15 protein-coding genes are annotated in these 18,777 nt (G+C 37.2%); 3 read left to right on the forward strand and 12 right to left on the reverse strand.

Features of this window, described 5'->3' with window-relative positions:
- Nucleotides 1–290: 290 nt before the first annotated feature.
- Both NSQ84_RS16105 and NSQ84_RS16110 read right to left on the reverse strand, forming a co-directional pair.
- The gene (locus tag NSQ84_RS16105) at nt 291–1,820 is read right to left on the reverse strand and encodes a malate:quinone oxidoreductase (protein ID WP_066250128.1); all 1,530 of its coding nucleotides are present in this window, start codon (nt 1,818–1,820) and stop codon (nt 291–293) included.
- A gap of 917 nt (nt 1,821–2,737) precedes the next feature.
- Nucleotides 2,738–3,328 (reverse strand): TetR/AcrR family transcriptional regulator, encoded by a 591-nt coding sequence (locus NSQ84_RS16110; RefSeq protein WP_066250131.1) that lies wholly within the window; start codon nt 3,326–3,328, stop codon nt 2,738–2,740.
- A 189-nt stretch (nt 3,329–3,517) separates the two neighbouring features.
- Between NSQ84_RS16110 and NSQ84_RS16115 the strand changes: the two genes are divergently transcribed.
- Both NSQ84_RS16115 and NSQ84_RS16120 read left to right on the forward strand, forming a co-directional pair.
- Nucleotides 3,518–5,077, forward strand: coding sequence for an AMP-binding protein (locus tag NSQ84_RS16115; RefSeq protein ID WP_066250133.1), 1,560 nt, complete (start codon nt 3,518–3,520; stop codon nt 5,075–5,077).
- A gap of 170 nt (nt 5,078–5,247) precedes the next feature.
- Complete coding sequence (locus NSQ84_RS16120) at nt 5,248–6,555, forward strand: MFS transporter (RefSeq protein ID WP_066250135.1); 1,308 nt, start codon at nt 5,248–5,250, stop codon at nt 6,553–6,555.
- A gap of 546 nt (nt 6,556–7,101) precedes the next feature.
- Here NSQ84_RS16120 and NSQ84_RS16125 read toward each other — a convergent pair.
- Nucleotides 7,102–7,980: a LysR family transcriptional regulator gene (locus NSQ84_RS16125; RefSeq protein WP_066250138.1), complete on the reverse strand. Its 879-nt coding sequence runs from the start codon at nt 7,978–7,980 to the stop codon at nt 7,102–7,104.
- Between the two features lie 215 nt (nt 7,981–8,195).
- Between NSQ84_RS16125 and NSQ84_RS16130 the strand changes: the two genes are divergently transcribed.
- Complete coding sequence (locus tag NSQ84_RS16130; protein ID WP_066250140.1) at nt 8,196–9,518, forward strand: short-chain fatty acid transporter; 1,323 nt, start codon at nt 8,196–8,198, stop codon at nt 9,516–9,518.
- Nucleotides 9,519–10,745: 1,227 nt separating this feature from the next.
- On the opposite strand, the gene NSQ84_RS16135 is transcribed toward NSQ84_RS16130, so the two are convergent.
- From NSQ84_RS16135 to NSQ84_RS16175, 9 genes are all read right to left on the reverse strand, one after another.
- Entirely contained in the window at nt 10,746–11,117 is a 372-nt protein-coding gene (locus NSQ84_RS16135; protein WP_066250142.1) for a hypothetical protein, read from the reverse strand.
- The gene (locus tag NSQ84_RS16140; RefSeq protein WP_063388778.1) at nt 11,104–11,508 is read right to left on the reverse strand and encodes a hypothetical protein; all 405 of its coding nucleotides are present in this window, start codon (nt 11,506–11,508) and stop codon (nt 11,104–11,106) included. Before NSQ84_RS16140 ends, NSQ84_RS16135 begins: the two co-directional genes overlap by 14 nt.
- A gap of 175 nt (nt 11,509–11,683) precedes the next feature.
- Nucleotides 11,684–11,875 (reverse strand): cyclic-phosphate processing receiver domain-containing protein, encoded by a 192-nt coding sequence (locus NSQ84_RS16145; RefSeq protein WP_314736878.1) that lies wholly within the window; start codon nt 11,873–11,875, stop codon nt 11,684–11,686.
- Nucleotides 11,876–12,742: 867 nt separating this feature from the next.
- Nucleotides 12,743–13,474 carry a glucosamine-6-phosphate deaminase gene (gene nagB / locus NSQ84_RS16150; RefSeq protein WP_066250145.1) on the reverse strand — a complete coding sequence of 244 codons (732 nt, stop codon included), beginning with the start codon at nt 13,472–13,474 and terminating at the stop codon, nt 12,743–12,745.
- Nucleotides 13,475–13,531: 57 nt separating this feature from the next.
- Nucleotides 13,532–14,275 (reverse strand): HAD family hydrolase, encoded by a 744-nt coding sequence (locus NSQ84_RS16155; protein WP_066250148.1) that lies wholly within the window; start codon nt 14,273–14,275, stop codon nt 13,532–13,534.
- A gap of 68 nt (nt 14,276–14,343) precedes the next feature.
- On the reverse strand, nt 14,344–15,495 hold the full coding sequence (locus NSQ84_RS16160) for a YhfX family PLP-dependent enzyme (protein ID WP_066250150.1): 1,152 nt from the start codon (nt 15,493–15,495) through the stop codon (nt 14,344–14,346).
- On the reverse strand, nt 15,467–16,720 hold the full coding sequence (locus NSQ84_RS16165; protein WP_066250152.1) for a phosphopentomutase: 1,254 nt from the start codon (nt 16,718–16,720) through the stop codon (nt 15,467–15,469). Before NSQ84_RS16165 ends, NSQ84_RS16160 begins: the two co-directional genes overlap by 29 nt.
- Before the next feature lie 16 nt (nt 16,721–16,736).
- Nucleotides 16,737–17,858, reverse strand: a complete 1,122-nt coding sequence (locus NSQ84_RS16170; protein ID WP_063388783.1) for an aminotransferase class V-fold PLP-dependent enzyme — start codon at nt 17,856–17,858, stop codon at nt 16,737–16,739.
- 5 nt (nt 17,859–17,863) lie between these two features.
- Nucleotides 17,864–18,739, reverse strand: coding sequence for a TatD family hydrolase (locus tag NSQ84_RS16175; protein WP_066250155.1), 876 nt, complete (start codon nt 18,737–18,739; stop codon nt 17,864–17,866).
- Nucleotides 18,740–18,777: the final 38 nt, after the last annotated feature.

The following is an 18,777-nucleotide window of genomic DNA, read 5'->3' on the forward strand; positions in this document are numbered from 1 at the left end:
AAACACATAAACATCAATATATAAACGTTACTAAAACATTAAAGGGGAGGTCTATAAATCGAAAAAACGACTTATTAGACATCCCTCTTTTTTTCGTCGTGACAAAAAATTTTTAAAAACGGATTATTTTCAATTATATTCTATTATTCTGCAATTTTTTTATATTAGCTCTGCTTTAAAATCATTGACTTATCAGTCTCTTTTCTTTATTATAGAAACAATTATCCACTGATGAAAAGTGGCTGTTTTAAACTTTATTCATTCCACACCTTTGTTTCTCATCCAAGAAATTAGCTATAAACCGGTTCTTTTTCGTTTACACCAGAGATCGGTTCTTGTCCGTTTAGACCGAGCGTCTCTGCTGTTGAAGTATGAAGTTCATGGAAAAGATCCGGGTTTTCCACTAGTGACACACCATAAGAAGGAATCATTTCTTTAATTTTCGGTTCCCATTTATTCAAATGTTGAGGAAAGCATTTTTTAATTACTTCAAGCATTACGTGTACGGCAGTAGAAGCTCCAGGAGAAGCACCGAGCAATGCAGCGATCGAGCCATCTGCAGCCGTAACAACTTCTGTACCAAATTGAATCGTTCCTTTACCGCCAGCTTCAGTATCTTTGATAATTTGCACACGTTGGCCTGCGACGACTATATCCCAATCCTCTGATTTAGCCGTCGGGATAAACTCGCGCAACTCATTCATGCGCTTTTCTTTCGTTAACAGAAGCTGCTCGATCAAGTATTTTTCCAAAGAAAAGTTTTTAAAGGCTGATGCCAACAAAGTTACGAAATTGTGCGGTTTTACGGAAGCAAACAAATCCAAATTTGAACCAGTTTTTAAGAACTTAGGCGAGAAGCCTGCAAACGGTCCAAAGAGCAATGTTTTTTTGTTGTCGATATACCGTGTATCAAGGTGCGGAACTGACATAGGAGGTGCACCAATTTTAGCCTTACTGTAAACTTTTGCATGATGCTGCTCTACAACTTCTGGATTATTACATACCATAAATAATCCGCTTACAGGAAAACCACCAATATGTTTACCTTCTGGAATACCAGATTTTTGAAGCAAGTGCAGACTTCCCCCGCCGGCTCCAATAAATACGAATTTAGCCTTATGGATTTCAACTGAACCGCTATTGAGATCCTTCACTTTCAATTCCCACAAACCGTCTCTTGTGCGTTTAATATCCTTAACACTATGCTTGTAGTATATTTCGACCTCTTTCTCTTTTAAGTAGTCAAATAACATGCGTGTTAAAGCTCCAAAGTTAACATCCGTACCTGAGTCGATTTTGGTTGCTGCGATCGGTTCATTCGATGTACGTCCTTCCATTATAAGCGGAATCCATTCTTTCAGTTTTTCCGGGTCATCAGAAAATTCCATTCCTTGGAATAATGGATTGTTTGATAGCGCTTCAAAACGTTTCTTTAAATATCTCACATTATTTTCCCCTTGGACTAAACTCATGTGGGGCAGCGGTCTGATGAATTCCTGCGGATTTTGTATTAGATTGTTTTTTACAAGGTAAGACCAAAACTGTCTGGAAACTTGGAACTGTTCATTAATTTTTATAGCTTTGCTAATATCAATAGATCCATCCGGTTTCTCGGGTGTGTAGTTAAGCTCACATAGTGCAGCATGCCCCGTTCCTGCATTATTCCATTCATTAGAGCTTTCTTCTCCTGGTTTGTCGAGCTTTTCAAACACTTTAATTTCCCATTCCGGCGCTAATTCTTTCAACAGTGTCCCTAAAGTCGCACTCATAATTCCGGCACCAATTAAAATAACGTCAGTGTTAGTTTGTCTGCTACTCATTTTTCCCCATCCTTATCCCCCAATATTTGTAGAAAGGATGCAGGCGACCTGCCTAATTCAAAGCTCTACATGGCTTTCGCCACACGCCTTTTCTACAACAGTTATATCTTAATTATAGTATATCATTATTTAAGTATAGTTCATTATTAGTATTTCTAATTAAAGTCCATCACGATTATTTATAGATTTACAGATTCTATATCAACTTTATACAACCAGACCGCTAAAATTAATTTTTTCTTGAAAATGAATCATTTTACTCCATCAACATATCCTATTATTTACCAATCGCCAGATGTCACCTGAACGAATGAGATGTGCTGTTTAAATAAGAGTTTCTACCGATAAAGAAGATCAAAAAAGAATCCATAAGCAGCCAAAGCGAGCTCTTTATGAGATATATCTTGGTTAAAGGGGGATATCGATGATTTTTACGTTGATGCAAACGCGAACAGTTGCACAAAATAAAACAGATAAATCATCTCTTCAAACAACAGATGATGAACATGTCACTCAATTATAAAATCAGTCACTTATTCTGCCTCCCAAAATAGATAATTTGAACAAACAGTTCCAATTGTTTTTTTAGGATTTATTCCTTTGTTTGCTTATCTTGCCAGCAGTGATGATGTTCTGTCATTTTTTGGCGTGGTTTTTCACTCTATGCAAAAAAACACAAATTTTTACATATAGGATGTATGTTTGAATTTGATTATTTAATATTAAGTCACTTTACAGAGGAGCGACCACATAAAAAATGAGCCACGTGATTTCCCATTTTCAAAACCTCTCTTATGCTTGTAAGTATCAGAACATTCAAACATAAAGAGAGGAAGAAAAGGATGATCAGTATGGCTCAATTTCATACCATGGATAAGTAGTTTCCTACGATTCTAAAGCTCTAGTAATTTTTTAAATCAACATTTTTCAATTCCTTGAAAAACCGCTTGAAGCATCTTTTCAATCTCGATGACCGGATCTAGTTCCTTTTCGAAAATAAACCAATCATATAAAGTTCCCCGCATGCACCTGGAAATGATCATGGCCAGCTCTTGTATTGAAAAATCTTCGGTGAACTCTCCTTTTTCCTGTCCCTCTTGTAAGTAATTTTCAAGAATGTGATATAATCTTCGATTCGTATCCGCCAGAAACTTTGCGCTTTGGGGATTCATATAAATCGTTTGCATTAACTCTTTCCCTAAATCGTTTTTCAAATACTTCATTTGTGTGATGGAAAGACGTATAATTTTTTCCTTAACAGATAAATCATTCGGCAATGTTTTGCAAAATTCATCATAAAAGTTATCAATTTCCTTAAACTTTTCCAAAAAAATTTCTGACTTCGAAGCAAAATGCCCGTAAAAGGCTCCCTTCGACGTTTTGCTTTTCTCGACGATTTCATCCACAGTGACTTGGTTATATCCTTTTTGACTAAACAGCTCCAAAGCTGTTTCCAAAATTCTTTTTTTGGTTTTAAGTGCTTTTTTTTGCTTTGCATTTAATGTCATAAAAAAATCCCCTTTTTTCCTAACTCAACTTGTCTTTTATTATATCTAATGGTCTTGGAAAACCTATTATACAAAATATTCTAAATTAACAAAATATTATTGACAAATCTAATATATTGAAATAAACTATGGTCTATAAAGACTACAGTCTATTTTAGGTGTAAGCGTTTACTATAGGGGGTGAAATCGATGGATATTATTGGAGAAAGAACGATAATCGATTTGCTTCATGAAAAATGCAGGTTACACGGAGATAAACCATTTCTTGTCTTTGAAGATAATAACAAAAAAACCACCATGTATACTTATCAGACGTTTTTGCAAAAAATGAATAAATTCAGCCGAGTACTTTTGGATTTAGGGATTCAAAAAGGCGACCGGGTTACTCTCCATCTTCCAAATGGTTCTGACTTCATTGTCTGCTGGTTTTCATTAGCTAGAGTCGGTGCGGTTATGGTACCAACAAACATCCTCTCGACTGCAAATGAAATGGAATATTACATCGCCCACTCGGAATCGGTTCTCCTAATTACAGAAGAGGAGTATTTAGAAAAATTTCAATCAATTCAAAGCAAATTGCCAAATCTTAAAAAAATATTGTTAAGCCGCTGCAAAAATGATCTATACAAAGAAATAAGCATGGATCATTTAATTGAAAAAGCAGAGGGAGACATTCCTCCTATATCCCTCAAAAGCGATGATATTGTCTCCATCATGTATACTTCGGGAACAACTTCTAAGCCGAAGGGATGCATGATTACTCATGCCAATTATCTTTATACTGGCGAGGCTGTTTCGAAGACCCTGAACTTTACCCCAGAAGACAGGGCTTTGATCGTACTTCCTCTTTTTCATGGCAATGGCCAATACTATCTGTTTATGCCTGCCTTAACCGTTGGAGCAAGTGTTGCCATCACGGAACGGTTCAGTGCTTCCCAATATTTTAAGCAGGCAAAGAGATTGCATGCAACAGTCGGTTCATTGTTTGCAGCTCCCATCCGCATGATTTTAGCACAGCGTTTTGATGAGGCAGACAAAGAAAATCCTCTCCGCTTAATCATCTTTGCCCAATCGGTCACGCCTGAACAACTGCAGGAATTTGAACAAAAATACAATGTACCGCTGTTGCAGCTATACGGAATGACAGAAACTGTAGCACCGCCATTAATGAATCCATTATATGGGCAAAAGGATAATACCGGAATCGGAAAGCCCATCCTCAGCGCCGAAGTCAAACTTGTGGATGAAGCGGGAAAAGAAGTACCGGTCAACAAACCCGGTCAGATCATTGTAAAAGGCATTCCGGGGCGCACTATTATGAAAGGGTATTTCAAAAATGAAAAGGCAACCAACGAAACTATTCAAGACGGCTGGCTGTATACAGGGGACAACGCCATTATGACAGAAAACGGTTATTTTTACTTCGTTGATCGAAAAAAGGATATGATCAAACGTGCTGGAGAAAACGTAGCGGCAATGGAAGTAGAAAATGTAATCATGGAACATCCGGACGTGTATGAAGCTGCTGTCATCGGTGTGCCTGATGAGATGCGGGATGAGGCCATTAAAGCGTTTGTAATTTTAAAAGAAGGAAGACAAACGACGGAACAGGAGCTGATTGAACATTGCCGGAACCGTCTTTCAAAATTTAAAATACCGAATACCATCGAGTTTGTGAAGGACTTTCCTAGAACGTCTGTCGGAAAAATTCAAAAACATTTGTTGAGGAAATCCGAAAATTTACTATAAAATCATTCAAGTTACTTTTATGTACCTGCTTTTCCAATATTTTAAACCTCGGAATGTCATTAATGGAATTCCGCCGTTCCAGTGCAAGCGATAATGAAATAACCGTGAATTCCCTCAAAAAGAGAATTTGAATTTGATTATTAGATATGTGAGATGAGGGGTGTATTTTTATGAACAAAATCCGTATCTTGTTTGCCAGCTTATCAGGGTCTGTCATTGAATGGTATGATTTTTACCTATATGGTACTGCTACGGGACTTGTGTTTTCATTTCTATTCTTTCCAAGTCATGATCCGGCTGTAGGACTATTACTTTCTTTTGCAACCTTTGGAATTGGCTATGCAGCCAGACCTATCGGCAGCATTATCTTCGGTCATTTTGGTGATAAGATGGGAAGAAAGGCCGCTTTAATATTTACACTTATTGGAATGGGCGGAAGTTCATTTTTGATTGGTCTTCTTCCTACTTATGAGCAAATTGGTATTTGGGCGCCGATTATACTCGTCCTTTTAAGGCTCATCCAAGGTATTTCCCTTGGGGGTGAATGGGGTGGAGCTGTTCTGTTGGCCACCGAATATGCCCCGAAAGGCCTTCGCGGACTGTATGGCTCCATTCCCCAGTTAGGTGTACCCATCGGTTTAGTTCTCGGTTCATTAAGCTTAACGGTTATTAGTTATTTTACTTCTAATACACAATTTTTGGCATGGGGATGGAGGATTCCGTTCTTATTTAGTGTCGTTCTGATTGGACTCGCACTCTGGATCCGAAGCGGAATTGAAGAGACTCCTGCCTTCAAACAACAAAAGGAAGCTGGAGCAATTGCGAAAATACCATTTTTGGAAACGTTCAAAACGAATTGGAAAAGTGTTTTGCATGCTATCGGTTTAAAAATTGGGGACGGATTTTTCAATGTATTCTTAATGTCATTTATTCTTTCTTATTCTACGGTGTACTTGGGGTATTCCAACCAAGTGGCACTAACAGCCCTTACCATTGGCTGCGCAACTATGATTATCACCATTCCGGTTGTAGGATACTTGTCTGATTATATTGGTCGAAAACTTATTTATATTGTCGGATTAATTTTATTGTTTATCTTATCTATCCCTTATTTTTCATTGGTTGACGAGGGCGCTTCCTGGTTATACATCATGCAAGGCGTGATGCTGGGAATCATCTGGGCATCGATTTTCGCAACACAGGGCACCTTATTCTCCGAATTATTTCCGGCAAAGGTTCGCTACACAGGTTTATCCTTCGGGTATCAAGTGGCAGCCGCCATTGTTGGTTTCGGTCCGATGATTTGGACAACAATGGCCGAATCCTTCGGTCCTTCCCCATGGGTCTTTGGCGGATTTATGATGGGAGGCATTATATTATCCCTTATTTTAAGTCTGTTAGTTCCGGATACGAGAAAACGTTCGTTATACGATCATCATATTGAAACAGCTGAAAATAATTTCAGCATAAAACTGTAAGGTAAAATAAGATTTCTATCCTTCCACGGGGTACCATAAATTATTGAATGAGGTTACCCTGTTTTCATTTTTAAATAAACTCGTTTGGTATATCTATGTGTGGGGCCTAATTATGGTGTGAATGCCTCTTACGCAGTTGCTAGAAACGAAAAACTCAAGGGTGGATCGACACTCCCTGAAGGAAAGGGGATGCCTTGACATTATTTGAATCTCTCATGCTCGCTATTTCCTCTGGGGGTGGATGGACCAATACTGTCTTTTTTAAAAAAAGTAATCCGCTCTTGAGTTGGCGGCTCAGAGTGGATACAGTTAGTGCCGCTGAATCGGCTGGTCCCCCTGACAGAGAATCGTTTAAAGACGGTTATCAATGTTCGTCGTATGGATAACTTTTTCATTCACCACCAATTTATATGTTTATTATATCTTTTGTACAAAAAATGAAAGACTGCAGCCAAGGAATTTCCGTCCTAAGGTACTTTCCATCATTAGGAAACGGTTTATTTATTCATTGAAATACAACGTTACTCGAAATGGAATGTATAGATTTCACTTTTCTTGTTCCGTAAGCATCTCCAGCAATTTTTTCAAAGCAAAGGAGCGGTACCGACCCTTTTTCGTGATAATACCAAGATGCCAAAGAACCTTTTCTTTCAAGGGAATAATAACAATATCCGGATTATTTTGTTTTCCGCCTATCACTTTCGGCAGCAATGTGATCCCCATTTTTGATGAAACAAGCTCCAAAATTAAATCCCATTGGGAACTTTCATAGGCGATATTCGGGGTAAAACCAGAATTTTTGCAGGTGTTAATAATAAATTCATGCAACGTAAAGTTTTTTGCAAATAATATAAAGCTTTCCTTCTCCAATTCTTTGACGGACACCCTTTGTTTGCAGGCCAGAGAATGATCCTTGTGGATAAAAAGGACAAATTCATCCGTAAAAAAAGAAGAAATGTGAAAAATGGATTCATCCACCGGCAGAACCACAATGCCGACATCAATTTCCCCCTCTTCTACCAGCTGCTCTACCACCCTTGCGCCAACCTCCACCAACTCCAATTTGACATTCGGGTATTGTTGATGGAAGTTTCCGGCAATGGAAGGGAAAAACAACGTTCCAATAAGGGGAGGAATGCCGATTTTAATTTCTCCAATGGCGACGTTTGCCAGTTCATCCAGCAGCATTTTCGTTTCTTCCAAAATATTCATTAACTTTTTTCCCTGTTCATAAACAACTTTTCCTGCATCCGTCAATTGAATATGCCTCGTGGATCGTTCCAATAGTTCCATATGAAATTCCTCTTCCAGCTTTTTCACGGCTTTACTTAATGACGGCTGGGATAAATAGGAGTGCTCCGCAGCTTTTGTAAAACTCTGATGATTGGCCACCTCAATAAAGGATTGAATGTCCCGAAGTTCCATCGAATCCCCCTTTTTATTCCCAAATGTAATAAATAAGATTCATTTTATTTATTTTACTTTACCTTTTGTCCCTGTGTAAACTTTTATGTAAGCGGATGCAAAAAGGAGTTTTGAAAGCGATTCCATTATGTACTCATTTACTTGCTCTTATTTTTTAACGGAACCGGTGGAAAAAACAAACAGAATTTATTATTTGCTAAAGGGAGGAGAAACCATTGAAGACACTTACATCCTTTTTCAACCGGGTGGTGCAGCGTTATTTGCCTGATGCCTTGCTGTTCGCCATTATTTTAACGTTTTTAGTATATTTATTAGGTGTTTTCTTTACAGACAACAGTCCAGTGGACATGGTCACCCATTGGGGTTTAGGTTTTTGGGATTTACTGGAATTTACCATGCAGATGACCCTTGTGGTTGTAACCGGCTATATATTAGCAAACACTCCCGTCATTAAAAGGTTTTTGGCGAAAGTAAGCACCTTTGCACGCACCCCTGCCCATGCCGTCATGCTTGTAACCATTGTTTCATTAATCGCCTGCCTGATTAATTACGGTTTCGGGCTGGTGATCGGCGCTTTGTTTGCCATACATGTTGCCAAGCATGTTCCATCCGTCGACTACCGTATTTTAATTGCCAGTGCATACAGCGGATTCCTCATTTGGCACGGGGGATTTTCCGGTTCGATCCCACTTACCATTGCAACCCCGGGCCACTTTTTGGAGGAATCCATGGGTGTGATCCCAGTGACGAAAACCCTTTTTAGCCCGACAAATTTATTTATTGTTATTGCCCTTTTGATCACCTTGCCGCTGTTTAACCGTTATTTGTTAAAAAATGCAGAGAGCCTGCTCGAAGATCGAACGAAATGGGTGATTCCAAATGAAGAAGCAGCAGCAGTAGAACATGTGACACCTATGACACCAGCAGAAAAATTGGAAAACAGTCGGACAATATCCCTGATCATCGGCATTATGGGAATTGCATTTATTGTTTATCATTTTGCTGTAAACGGATTTAACCTAAACATTAATATCGTCAATTTTATTTTCCTTTTCCTTGGAATTTTGCTTCATCAAACACCGAAAAGGTTTCTGGATACGGTAGCGAACGGCGTTAAAAACGCCGGTGGGATTATCATCCAGTTTCCCTTTTATGCTGGAATTATGGGAATGATGATTCATTCAGGATTGTCTGAGCAAATCGCATTATGGTTCGTCAGTGTTTCGACCGAACAAACCTTGCCTTACCTCTCCTTTCTTAGTGCTGGCTTAATCAATATCTTTGTTCCATCCGGGGGCGGGCAATGGGCGGTTCAAGGACCGATTATGATTCAGGCAGCAATGGAATTGGGAGCAGATCCGGCCAAAACAGCAATGGGGGTAGCCTGGGGAGATGCTTGGACAAATATGATCCAGCCGTTTTGGGCGCTTCCCATTTTAGCGATCGCAGGCCTCCACATCCGAGATATTATGGGATTTTGCGTCATGATTCTAATTTTCAGTTTTATCCCGATCTCCATTGGATTTCTGCTGTTTTAAAGCTTCAGTTGTCCCATAACAAAAATTTTCCCAATATTCTATGTTTTACAAACAAATCCCAAGAATGCTGTTATGACGCCAGCATTCTTGGGATGGTTTTTTTTAAAGTTTATCAAAAACTATCATTTGCTTTTAATCCTTTTTTGTTCCTTCTCCGTTTGACAGGATTGACGGTTTCCCGGGTGTTTTGAAAATGGTTCCCTTTTTATTGTTCCAATTAGGAACATGATCGTTCCAGCATTCTTGTCTAATGATGGGACTGGATGCATATTTTCTTGTAAAAAATACTCCCACTTTGCTGTTTCTCCTAAAAAAATGTTGCCGTGCTTGCTGTGCTGTGCAGAAGGTTACTATCTCTCCCGTTAGATACTGAGGATGAATCGAATCCCGGCCGATGAGCTTTTTCAAATAATTTTTGACATAATCCAATTAAAGAAGACCGTTTTGTGTCCTGAATTTGTGCATTACAAAACCAAATCTTTCACAGCCAACTCAATCATTTTCATTTTTTCCTCATTCATCATTTTCTTCTCCTTCTAAACTATTGGATAATTCCAATTTCAATTTCCTATTGAAAACGTTAATAATAGATAAAAAGATCGGTTCTATCACTCAAAAACCGTAAACCAGAAAAAATCACCATCTCTTTTTTCATAGAGGAGAAGAAAAATTAAGAGAGAATCGCAAAAGGGAAAGCCTATTGCATTTTATAGAAACCTATTCGCAAAAGACATATCAGTTAAACGATGTGTCTTTTTTTCAATAATCTGCCTCCCAAAACACAAAATAGATAATTTTAACAAACAGTTCTAATTGTTTTTTGAATTTGTTCCTTTGTTTGGTTTTCTCGCCAGCAGTGGTGTGATGTCTGTCAATTCTGGACGTGGTTTTTCACTCTATGTCGAAACAAACTACTAACTTCTATATATAGGGTCTATGTTTCGGTAAATCCGTTTTTTGTCACAAAAAGGGAGAAAATACAACAAAGAAACTCCTGACTCATAGGAGCAGGAATTGTTTTTGTCATTGTTTGACAGAGTATTTTTCTAAAAAAGATTGTACAGCCAGTAGAGAATTCTCGAAGCATATTTTACGCAATCAATGCAGGAGTGGATCGAAGCCTGTAGAGATAGGCTGCGATGTGATGAAGCAGGAAATTCTCATAGAAACGTGGAGAAGCACGCCACTTTAGTGAGTGGTGTGAGGTTCCACCGCGGTAGTAAACTGCTAATCCATTTCCATAAAGAATTTTTGTAAACGTTCAGCAGCCATTCGATATGCCTTTTTCCTATCACGAGGACCAATTGCAATAACTTCCATTCTTATCGGCCGTCCTTCAACTTGCCGATAAATCACCCTAATATTTAATAACTTTGATTTAATCCTTGCAAAACCATGTAAGTCCCCATGTAGTGATTCAGCAGCTCCGTCAGGCTTAAATAGGGGGCCTTGCTTAGCTCTTTTTAATATTTCTAATAAAACGGTTTGCCTATGTCCTTTGTTAATCGCTTTAATATCTTGTTTAACATCTTCAACAAATCTCAGATCGACATTATATTTTTCTAAAACCAATGCCTGCAAATCTTCAAGTGTCTTCACATCCATCTTCCTCTAATAATTTCATTAATTCATTTACATTCATATCGTCTTCATCAAAAATATCTGATAAGGTTTGATTTGCAGGTTTATCTTTACGTGCATAGGCTTCTTCCATAACGACTTGATCAAGCGCTTCTTCTAAAACTTCTTTCATTTGAAGCAATGTTTCAAAATAATCTATATTGACGACTACAGCTTGTGCATTTTTCTTTTTTGCATTTTGAATAACAAATACTTCATCTGTGAAACCATTAGAAAAAAGATCCAGTATTTCTGATAATTTTTTTGTTCTCGAAATGTCCGTTACGCTTAAAACATTTGTTTTCAAAAAATGCAATGTATTCGTGTTAGCAATAGGATGTTGTTCTTTTTTCAATGTATGAACACCCACCTTCCATCCCCCTTTCCTTTAATAAATGCATTATTAATCTATTTGATACACGTAATTCTACACAAAAAACAACACATTTATATGCTTAAAATATACAAAGCAACATAAATATGTTTCATTCTCTTCGCGAGTCCTGTTCCTAACAAACTGATAATGATAAATTTCAATATCCTTGTCAATGAACCCTCTTCTTTGTGCGGCCAGTAAGGTTTGATACATGTTTTCCTTTTCCACGACATTTAATGTAAATTCTGTTTTCAGGTCTTATACCTTTTTCACAAATATATTTAACCAAATTATAACCGATTCTTCGCAAATTTCCTTTTTCATCTGTTCCCAAATCATGATCCAACGAAAGAATATGCACATGTTGTTTGTTGATTTATGAAATGGCTTATTCATTGTTCCCACACCTATTAAGCCAATCGGAATGTCCGATAAATCATCCAAATATAGATTGATCCAACCATACTCTCGGAGAGGTTCAATGTACCAATCTGTATATGACCATCCCATCCGTTATATGCTTGATCCATACATATTTCATTTATTTTTGCACCGTTATTCAACAAAACCCTCGATATATCCACATATCCGAAATAGCATGCCGTGGATAGAGGGGTTTTTCCGATTTTATCTTTTCGGTTAATCCATCCACTTTTGGAATAACAGCTTGCAAGCAAAAATTTAGTTTATTCATGAATACCTCCCAATACAACAAGACTTTGGCCTTGTATTTACTCGTTTACTTCATAGTCTTGCAAATATGTCTTCAATCTGCTTTCCTCATTTGAATATATAGCTTCAAGATAATCCATCCCCTTTTTCTTTTTTTACTTTTATACGAATCCGCGAAGAAAAAAATCTTATTGTAGCTAGAGTATTCGATCAGTAAAAAGGCAATCCATTATGATCAACAGCTTGGTAAGAATCAAGAAATTGGAAATATCATGTATTTGCAAATATTGTCATGGATAGCTCAAAAGGGAAAAAAGCACCCATCGCTATTGGACGATGAATGCTTTCCATTGTTTATCGATTGCTTATTCAATAAAGAGCCTTACAAAGAATTACATGTAAATACACGAACAAAATGTTTATACGTGAAGCCGTATTTTCGGCAGTTTTTTTCAATTACATCTTTTCTCTTACGCCTTGATTCGAAACCCAAAAGTCACAGTCTACCCCTGAATTTATTTTCGCAAAAAAGGAGCTTAAAAATAGACAATAAATATTATTCATTTATTTTTTTCAAGGCCTCTTCATCTGCGATCACTGTCACATCATTATGCTGTCTTAAAATTGAAGCAGGAAACTCTTCAGAAATATCACTGTTACCCAATAGCCTTGCAAGGGCGTCCGCTTTCTTTTTACCAGAAACAAGCAGCAAGATTTTCTTACTTTCCATGATCGTTTCAATTCCCATCGTAATTGCTTTCGTTGGTACTTCGTCGATCGACTGAAAGAATCTAGCATTTGCTTTTCGCGTTGATTGATCCAGTTTAACAATATGCGTTCTGCTTTTAAAGCTGGTCCCTGGCTCATTAAAACCAATATGGCCGTTTAATCCCAGTCCTAATATTTGTATATCAATTTTATTTTTAGAAATTAATCTGTCATAAGTCATACACTCTTGTTCCAAATCTTCAGCCATTCCATTAGGAATATGAACATTTTCCGGTTGAATATCAATATGTTGGAATAAATTTTCATGCATATAATAGTGGTAACTATTCTTATTTTCTTTAGGCAGCCCAACGTATTCATCTAAATTAAAAGTAGTTGCATTTTTAAATGAAACTTCCTTTTGTTGATATTTTTTGACCAAACAATTATATAAACCAATTGGAGTTGAACCTGTTGCAAAACCAATGACTGGTCTTTTCAAACTTTTCATATGCTCTATGACTATATTAGCTGCTTTCTCACTCATTTCTTCATAATCTTTTACTTTAATAATTTCCACGTCATTTCCCCTTTCTACAAAATCATTATGGGAATCTTTACTCTTGAACAAAATATTTTATATTTTAAAAATCGTTCTTAGTGCTCTTGCTACTCCATAATGATCATTATCTTCAACAATCATGTTTGCTTTACTTTTTACATAATCAGTTGCATTTCCCATCGCGATTCCTAATCCAGATGATTCCAACATTTCGACATCATTTATCCCATTACCGATTGCAATCACTTCTTCAGGCAATATATTCAATTGTTGAATGGCAGATTGAATACCGGTCCATTTAGAACCTTTTGGATATACCTCGAGTCGATCTCCTTCTTCAAAAACATAATCCTCCAGCACTTTCTCTTTAAGAACTTTACGTTGTTCAGAATTTATATATAAAGTTAATCGGTGCGCTTCGCAATCCGTATCCTCTAAATTTGTCTTTTTTGCAAATGGCAGTAAATGTTCTTCATATAAAGGCTGATTAGATCGTGAGGTACTGTACGAAAAGTGAATATACTTGCCTCCATATTGATAAGTTTGGCTGCAAAGATCATAGGCAACTTTTGCTGATATTTTTACATCATGAATGATCTTATTATTTAAAAATACAAGGCTGCCGTTATAAGCAGCATAAAGCGAGCACTGTAATTTATCACCATAAATTTTTGAGGCTTCTAAAGACCTGCCTGAAGCCAAACCAACGATAATCCCCTTCTTTTGCACTTTATGAATAGATTCTATGGTTTCATCTTCAAGCTGATTTTTAGAATTCAAAATTGTCCCGTCTATATCCAGAAAGACAGCTCGATACATTTAAAATCTCCTCCAAAATTTCCATTAACAACCATGCTCTTGCAGTAAAAATGATCATTTTTATTGGATCAATTGATTAAATTCCCCATAGAATCATAAATTCCTACAAGTTCAGGGTTGGCGGAAATATTCTTTAAGACGGCAACATGGGCATTGGTAACAAATACTTGTGTGCGAAAGGCATATATGACCGTATCTCCCACTCGTACTCCGTCTGTCGCCAATGAGCCGTAATAATCAATATTAGTCGGAGCATTATCAATTGTAGGAACCCGCTTTAGATTTTGTCTATTTGTTCCAACTAATGCTTCCTTCATATGTGAACGCGGATAAAATCCGCCGCCAAAAACATATGCATGATTATTATATAAATGGGATACCTCCGATACATATACCATCGCAGGTTTTTCTTCCAAGTTTTGTGAAGCATGCAATGGAGTCGTTCCAATTAATGCATGACCGGGTTCTCCTTGTGTTGCACCATTTTCCTTTAATAATTTCATTGTTGCGGTAGAAGTGGCACTTGGCATATTCATCTCAAGCTTTTCATATCCTCTATTCATTAAAAACAATTTTGCAGTCTGCATGGATTTGACATTCGGAGTAATGGTTGGAACATCATCTTGAATCAATATACAAGGAAAACTTGTTAAACCGGCTATTTCAATGCCTTCCAATTTTTCCATAGATTCAATATCTTTCACTAACTGTTCAAATGTGAATCCACCTTCTTGACCGTTATATATATAATCGTCTTTGTTTGCAATGCGCAAAAAGACTTTTTGTTTTTTTCCCATCTGTTGAGCAATTCTGCTTATATTTCGAGCATTTTCATAACTAAAAACTGTAACATAATCAGGATTAAGATTTAATATTGTTGATATCATATGGACAGGTATTTGAACGAGGTGTCCAACATGGCCAATCTGAATGCCATTTTTACTAAGAGTCATGGCCTCCCATGGATCTACGGCGACTGCCTTCTCAATCCCTGATTCAACAATAGCTTGCGCCACCAACGGATTGCGGCCAAATTGTTTTGTCATAAAAAATAGTTCAATATCCTGTTTTTTGGCTTTTTCAGATAAAGCTTTAGCATTCCTCTTTACTGTATCAAGATCTATTACATAAGTATTGGGTGGGATAATTCCTTGCTGATGAAAGTCCAATGCAGCTTCTATTAATTTTTTGTTATGCATTATTGTCGATTGTAAAAACATCCGTCAGTCTCCTCTTTCCTTTTTGCAATATTTGAAGGAATGAAGTTCCGTTTTCAGTTTTATTAAGTCCAAGATACTCTGCAGAAGTTGCAGCGATATCTGATAGTGTCTTTCTTTCTCCAATTTTAACGGGGGATATTTGTTTATGATAAACTAACAGATACGTTTTCTCTCTTGTATGTTGATTATGGCCAATCGTAGGATCATTCCCATGATCCGCACTCATAATCAACAGGTCCTGTTCTGTCATTTTTTCCAGTATTTCCGGCAAATATCTATCGACCACTTCAATACGATCCGCATAGCGGGCTGGATTCTGTGCATGTCCGGCCAAATCTGTTTCTTGTACTGTTGCAGCAATTACTCCATGTTTTACATTGTCCATTTCATGTAAAATATCCTTCATTACTTGTTCCGTATCGACACCCGGAAATCTATTGGCGCCTTCACAATAAATGACATCCTGCATTTTTCCAATAAGAGAAACTTCCATTCCGCTTTTTTTCGCCAATGTTGGCAGCTGAAATTCAGGAGAGATGCCAAAACCTAAATGACGTACTTGATACCCTTGTTTATATACATTTGATTTAGGTGAATTCACCCCTACTAATCCATCTTCCCGTCTTTCTACTGATCGTTGCAAGTGTTCGGGTGTTACATTTTCGCCACCAAGGACAATCACACGATTGACTTTAACATTTTTGCGCACACATTGCCCTATTTTTAATACTTCTTCAAACGGAATATAATCTAGCGGAGCACTCACATTATAAATTTGGCCGTAATCAGTTTCGATATTATCAGCGACGATGACTAAATCATTGACTAATAGATACGGCAATTCAGGATTTGGGATCGTTACTTTATATCCTTCTTTTTCTAGAGCACGTTTTACTTGATCCATATTTTCAACAAAAGGAGCTAAATACGCTTTTTTTGGTTTTGTTCCCATAATTTCATTATGCCCTTCAAAACTGTCTGCTCCTTGATGCATAAGGTTCAAAACACCGTAACTGGCAATATTATCAACATTTTTTAATTTCGGATGATGTAAAATTTTGTTGATGCCTAATCTTTCAAAGTTTGGAATTTTCAATGATGGCACTACATCAATAATATGATAAAAAGTATTGGCGCCGACATCTAAAGGGTGATAGTCTTTGGCATCTTCCATATAACCGACACCTAAGCTGTCCAATATAATAATAATGACTCTTTTGTTCATTTTTGATCCCCCTTTACTATATTTCCTTATGATTTTCGGTTGCCCGATGAATGGATTCCTCTAGTATTCTTAAAATTGTTTCCGCTCCGCTTCTTAATGGATTAATACGTATCATTTTTTTGGCTAATGTTGGATCTGACGATAAGAAAGTGCCGGAAACTCTATAAAACATTGGCACAACTTCGTATTTTGATTCGGCGCCGACCGGATTGGGTGCCGCCCCTAATTCATTGGCATGATAAAGTACTTCTTCTGCGATTGGTTCAGTAAATTCCACAAGTAAAACTTTTGATTGTGCATTGGCTAAATAAGCCCTTTTCACACCCTTTACTGCTCCATTATTAAGGGCATGGACTAATTGATCATTCACGCTTGCTTGTATAGCCAACATAACGGGAGCATATACAAGACCTCTTAATGCTTCCAAAGCTTCATAGCCTTGAACTTGGCTTCCTCCGGAATAATTCATTTTTTCTATTTCCTTGATTAAATCCTTTTTCCCTAATATGATTCCAACACCTTCTGGACCTAATAGCTTGAACATTGAGAAGGTGGACAAATCCGCTCCGACTTGCACCCCAATATTTTCTACTTTCATTGCAGCATAATTGTCATCTGTTATTATAATTAGAGCCGGATCAGCCGAACGTATTATTTTTATTGTTTCAGCCAAATCATAATGATCATCAATTTTTTGCCTAGTATGCTGAATCAATGCGCCTTTTAGTTTTGGATTTTGCCTGATTGTATTTTTGATTTCTTCATGATTGTGAAAATCCGCATATATCGGCATTATCCCCATTGATTCTAAAGTTGTTTTGCTTGTTGGATATATAGGTGCATCATGTACAAGGAGCTGATCACCCGGCTGCAAAAAACTCATAAAACCAAACCTCAATGCACCTGTTCCAGCGCCGCGCACCAATAATGCTTTCTCTACGCCAAAGAAGTCAGCTAATGTTTCTTCTACTTTTTTTGTAAATTTTGGTTTATTAATGCCTCTTACAACACCTAGATCACCAAGCGAAATCATTTCATCTCCGCGAAAATGCCTTGTAATGACATCAACGAGCTTAAACTGTCTGCGCTTAGCTTCTTCAATAGAAATACTCTTTAGCGGATAAGTTTCCATAATCATTCACCTTACCCTTCCATAAAAGCACGTGGGTTATGAATCAACATTTTATCGATCGATTCACTTGTAATCCCATAAGATTGCAAAAGGGGGACAAATGTGTCCAGTAAATAGGAATACCCTAATCCACCTTTATATTCGAGATGTGATTTTCTAGTAATATCCATAGATAATAGTACTTTGTCGATATACCCTTTATCCTGTATTTTTTTCAACATTTCTGCTCGAACGCGATCCGGCATGTAACTTTCTTTTCCTATTGTGTCAAATTCTACATATACTCCTTCTCTTAGCATTTTTAATACATAATCGGCGTCTCCTGTTAAATCAACATGTCCTATGACCACTCGATTTAAATCTACTTCATGCTTTTTAAAGAATTCCACTTGCTCATGTCCTAACGTTCCGATAGATGTATGTGTAGAAATTGGTTTTTTCGTTTCTTTATGGGCGATGACAACTGCTTCAAACACTTTTTTCTCAGCTTCTGTCCATTTATTATAACTTGTTCCAATTTCACCAATAATTTCAGCTTTTGCATCTGTTCCTTTTATTCCTTCGACAATTTCCTTTATCATTCTTTCTGCCAGCTTTTCTTTTGTTTCCCGAAATACTTGAATCGGGTAAAAAGAATCTTGATAGAAACCAGTAGCGAAAATAATATTAATCCCGCTTTCTTCTGAAACCTTTTGGACGTATGTAATACTTCTCCCCATTCCGATATTGGTTACATCAATAATATTACGTACACCCTTTTCATATAATTTTTTAAATTCTTTTACAGTTTCAGGAAATACATCCAACCGGCAATCCTCATTATTTTTTACTTCAGAAAGGTCAATGGTTGTATGCTCATGCATATAGGTAATCCCGTTTTTCAACATTAGATACTTTCCCCTTTTTTTAATAATTTCAACTGAAC

The sequence above is a fragment of the Aeribacillus sp. FSL K6-3256 genome, assembly GCF_037965805.1.
GTDB lineage: Bacteria > Bacillota > Bacilli > Bacillales > Aeribacillaceae > Aeribacillus > Aeribacillus composti.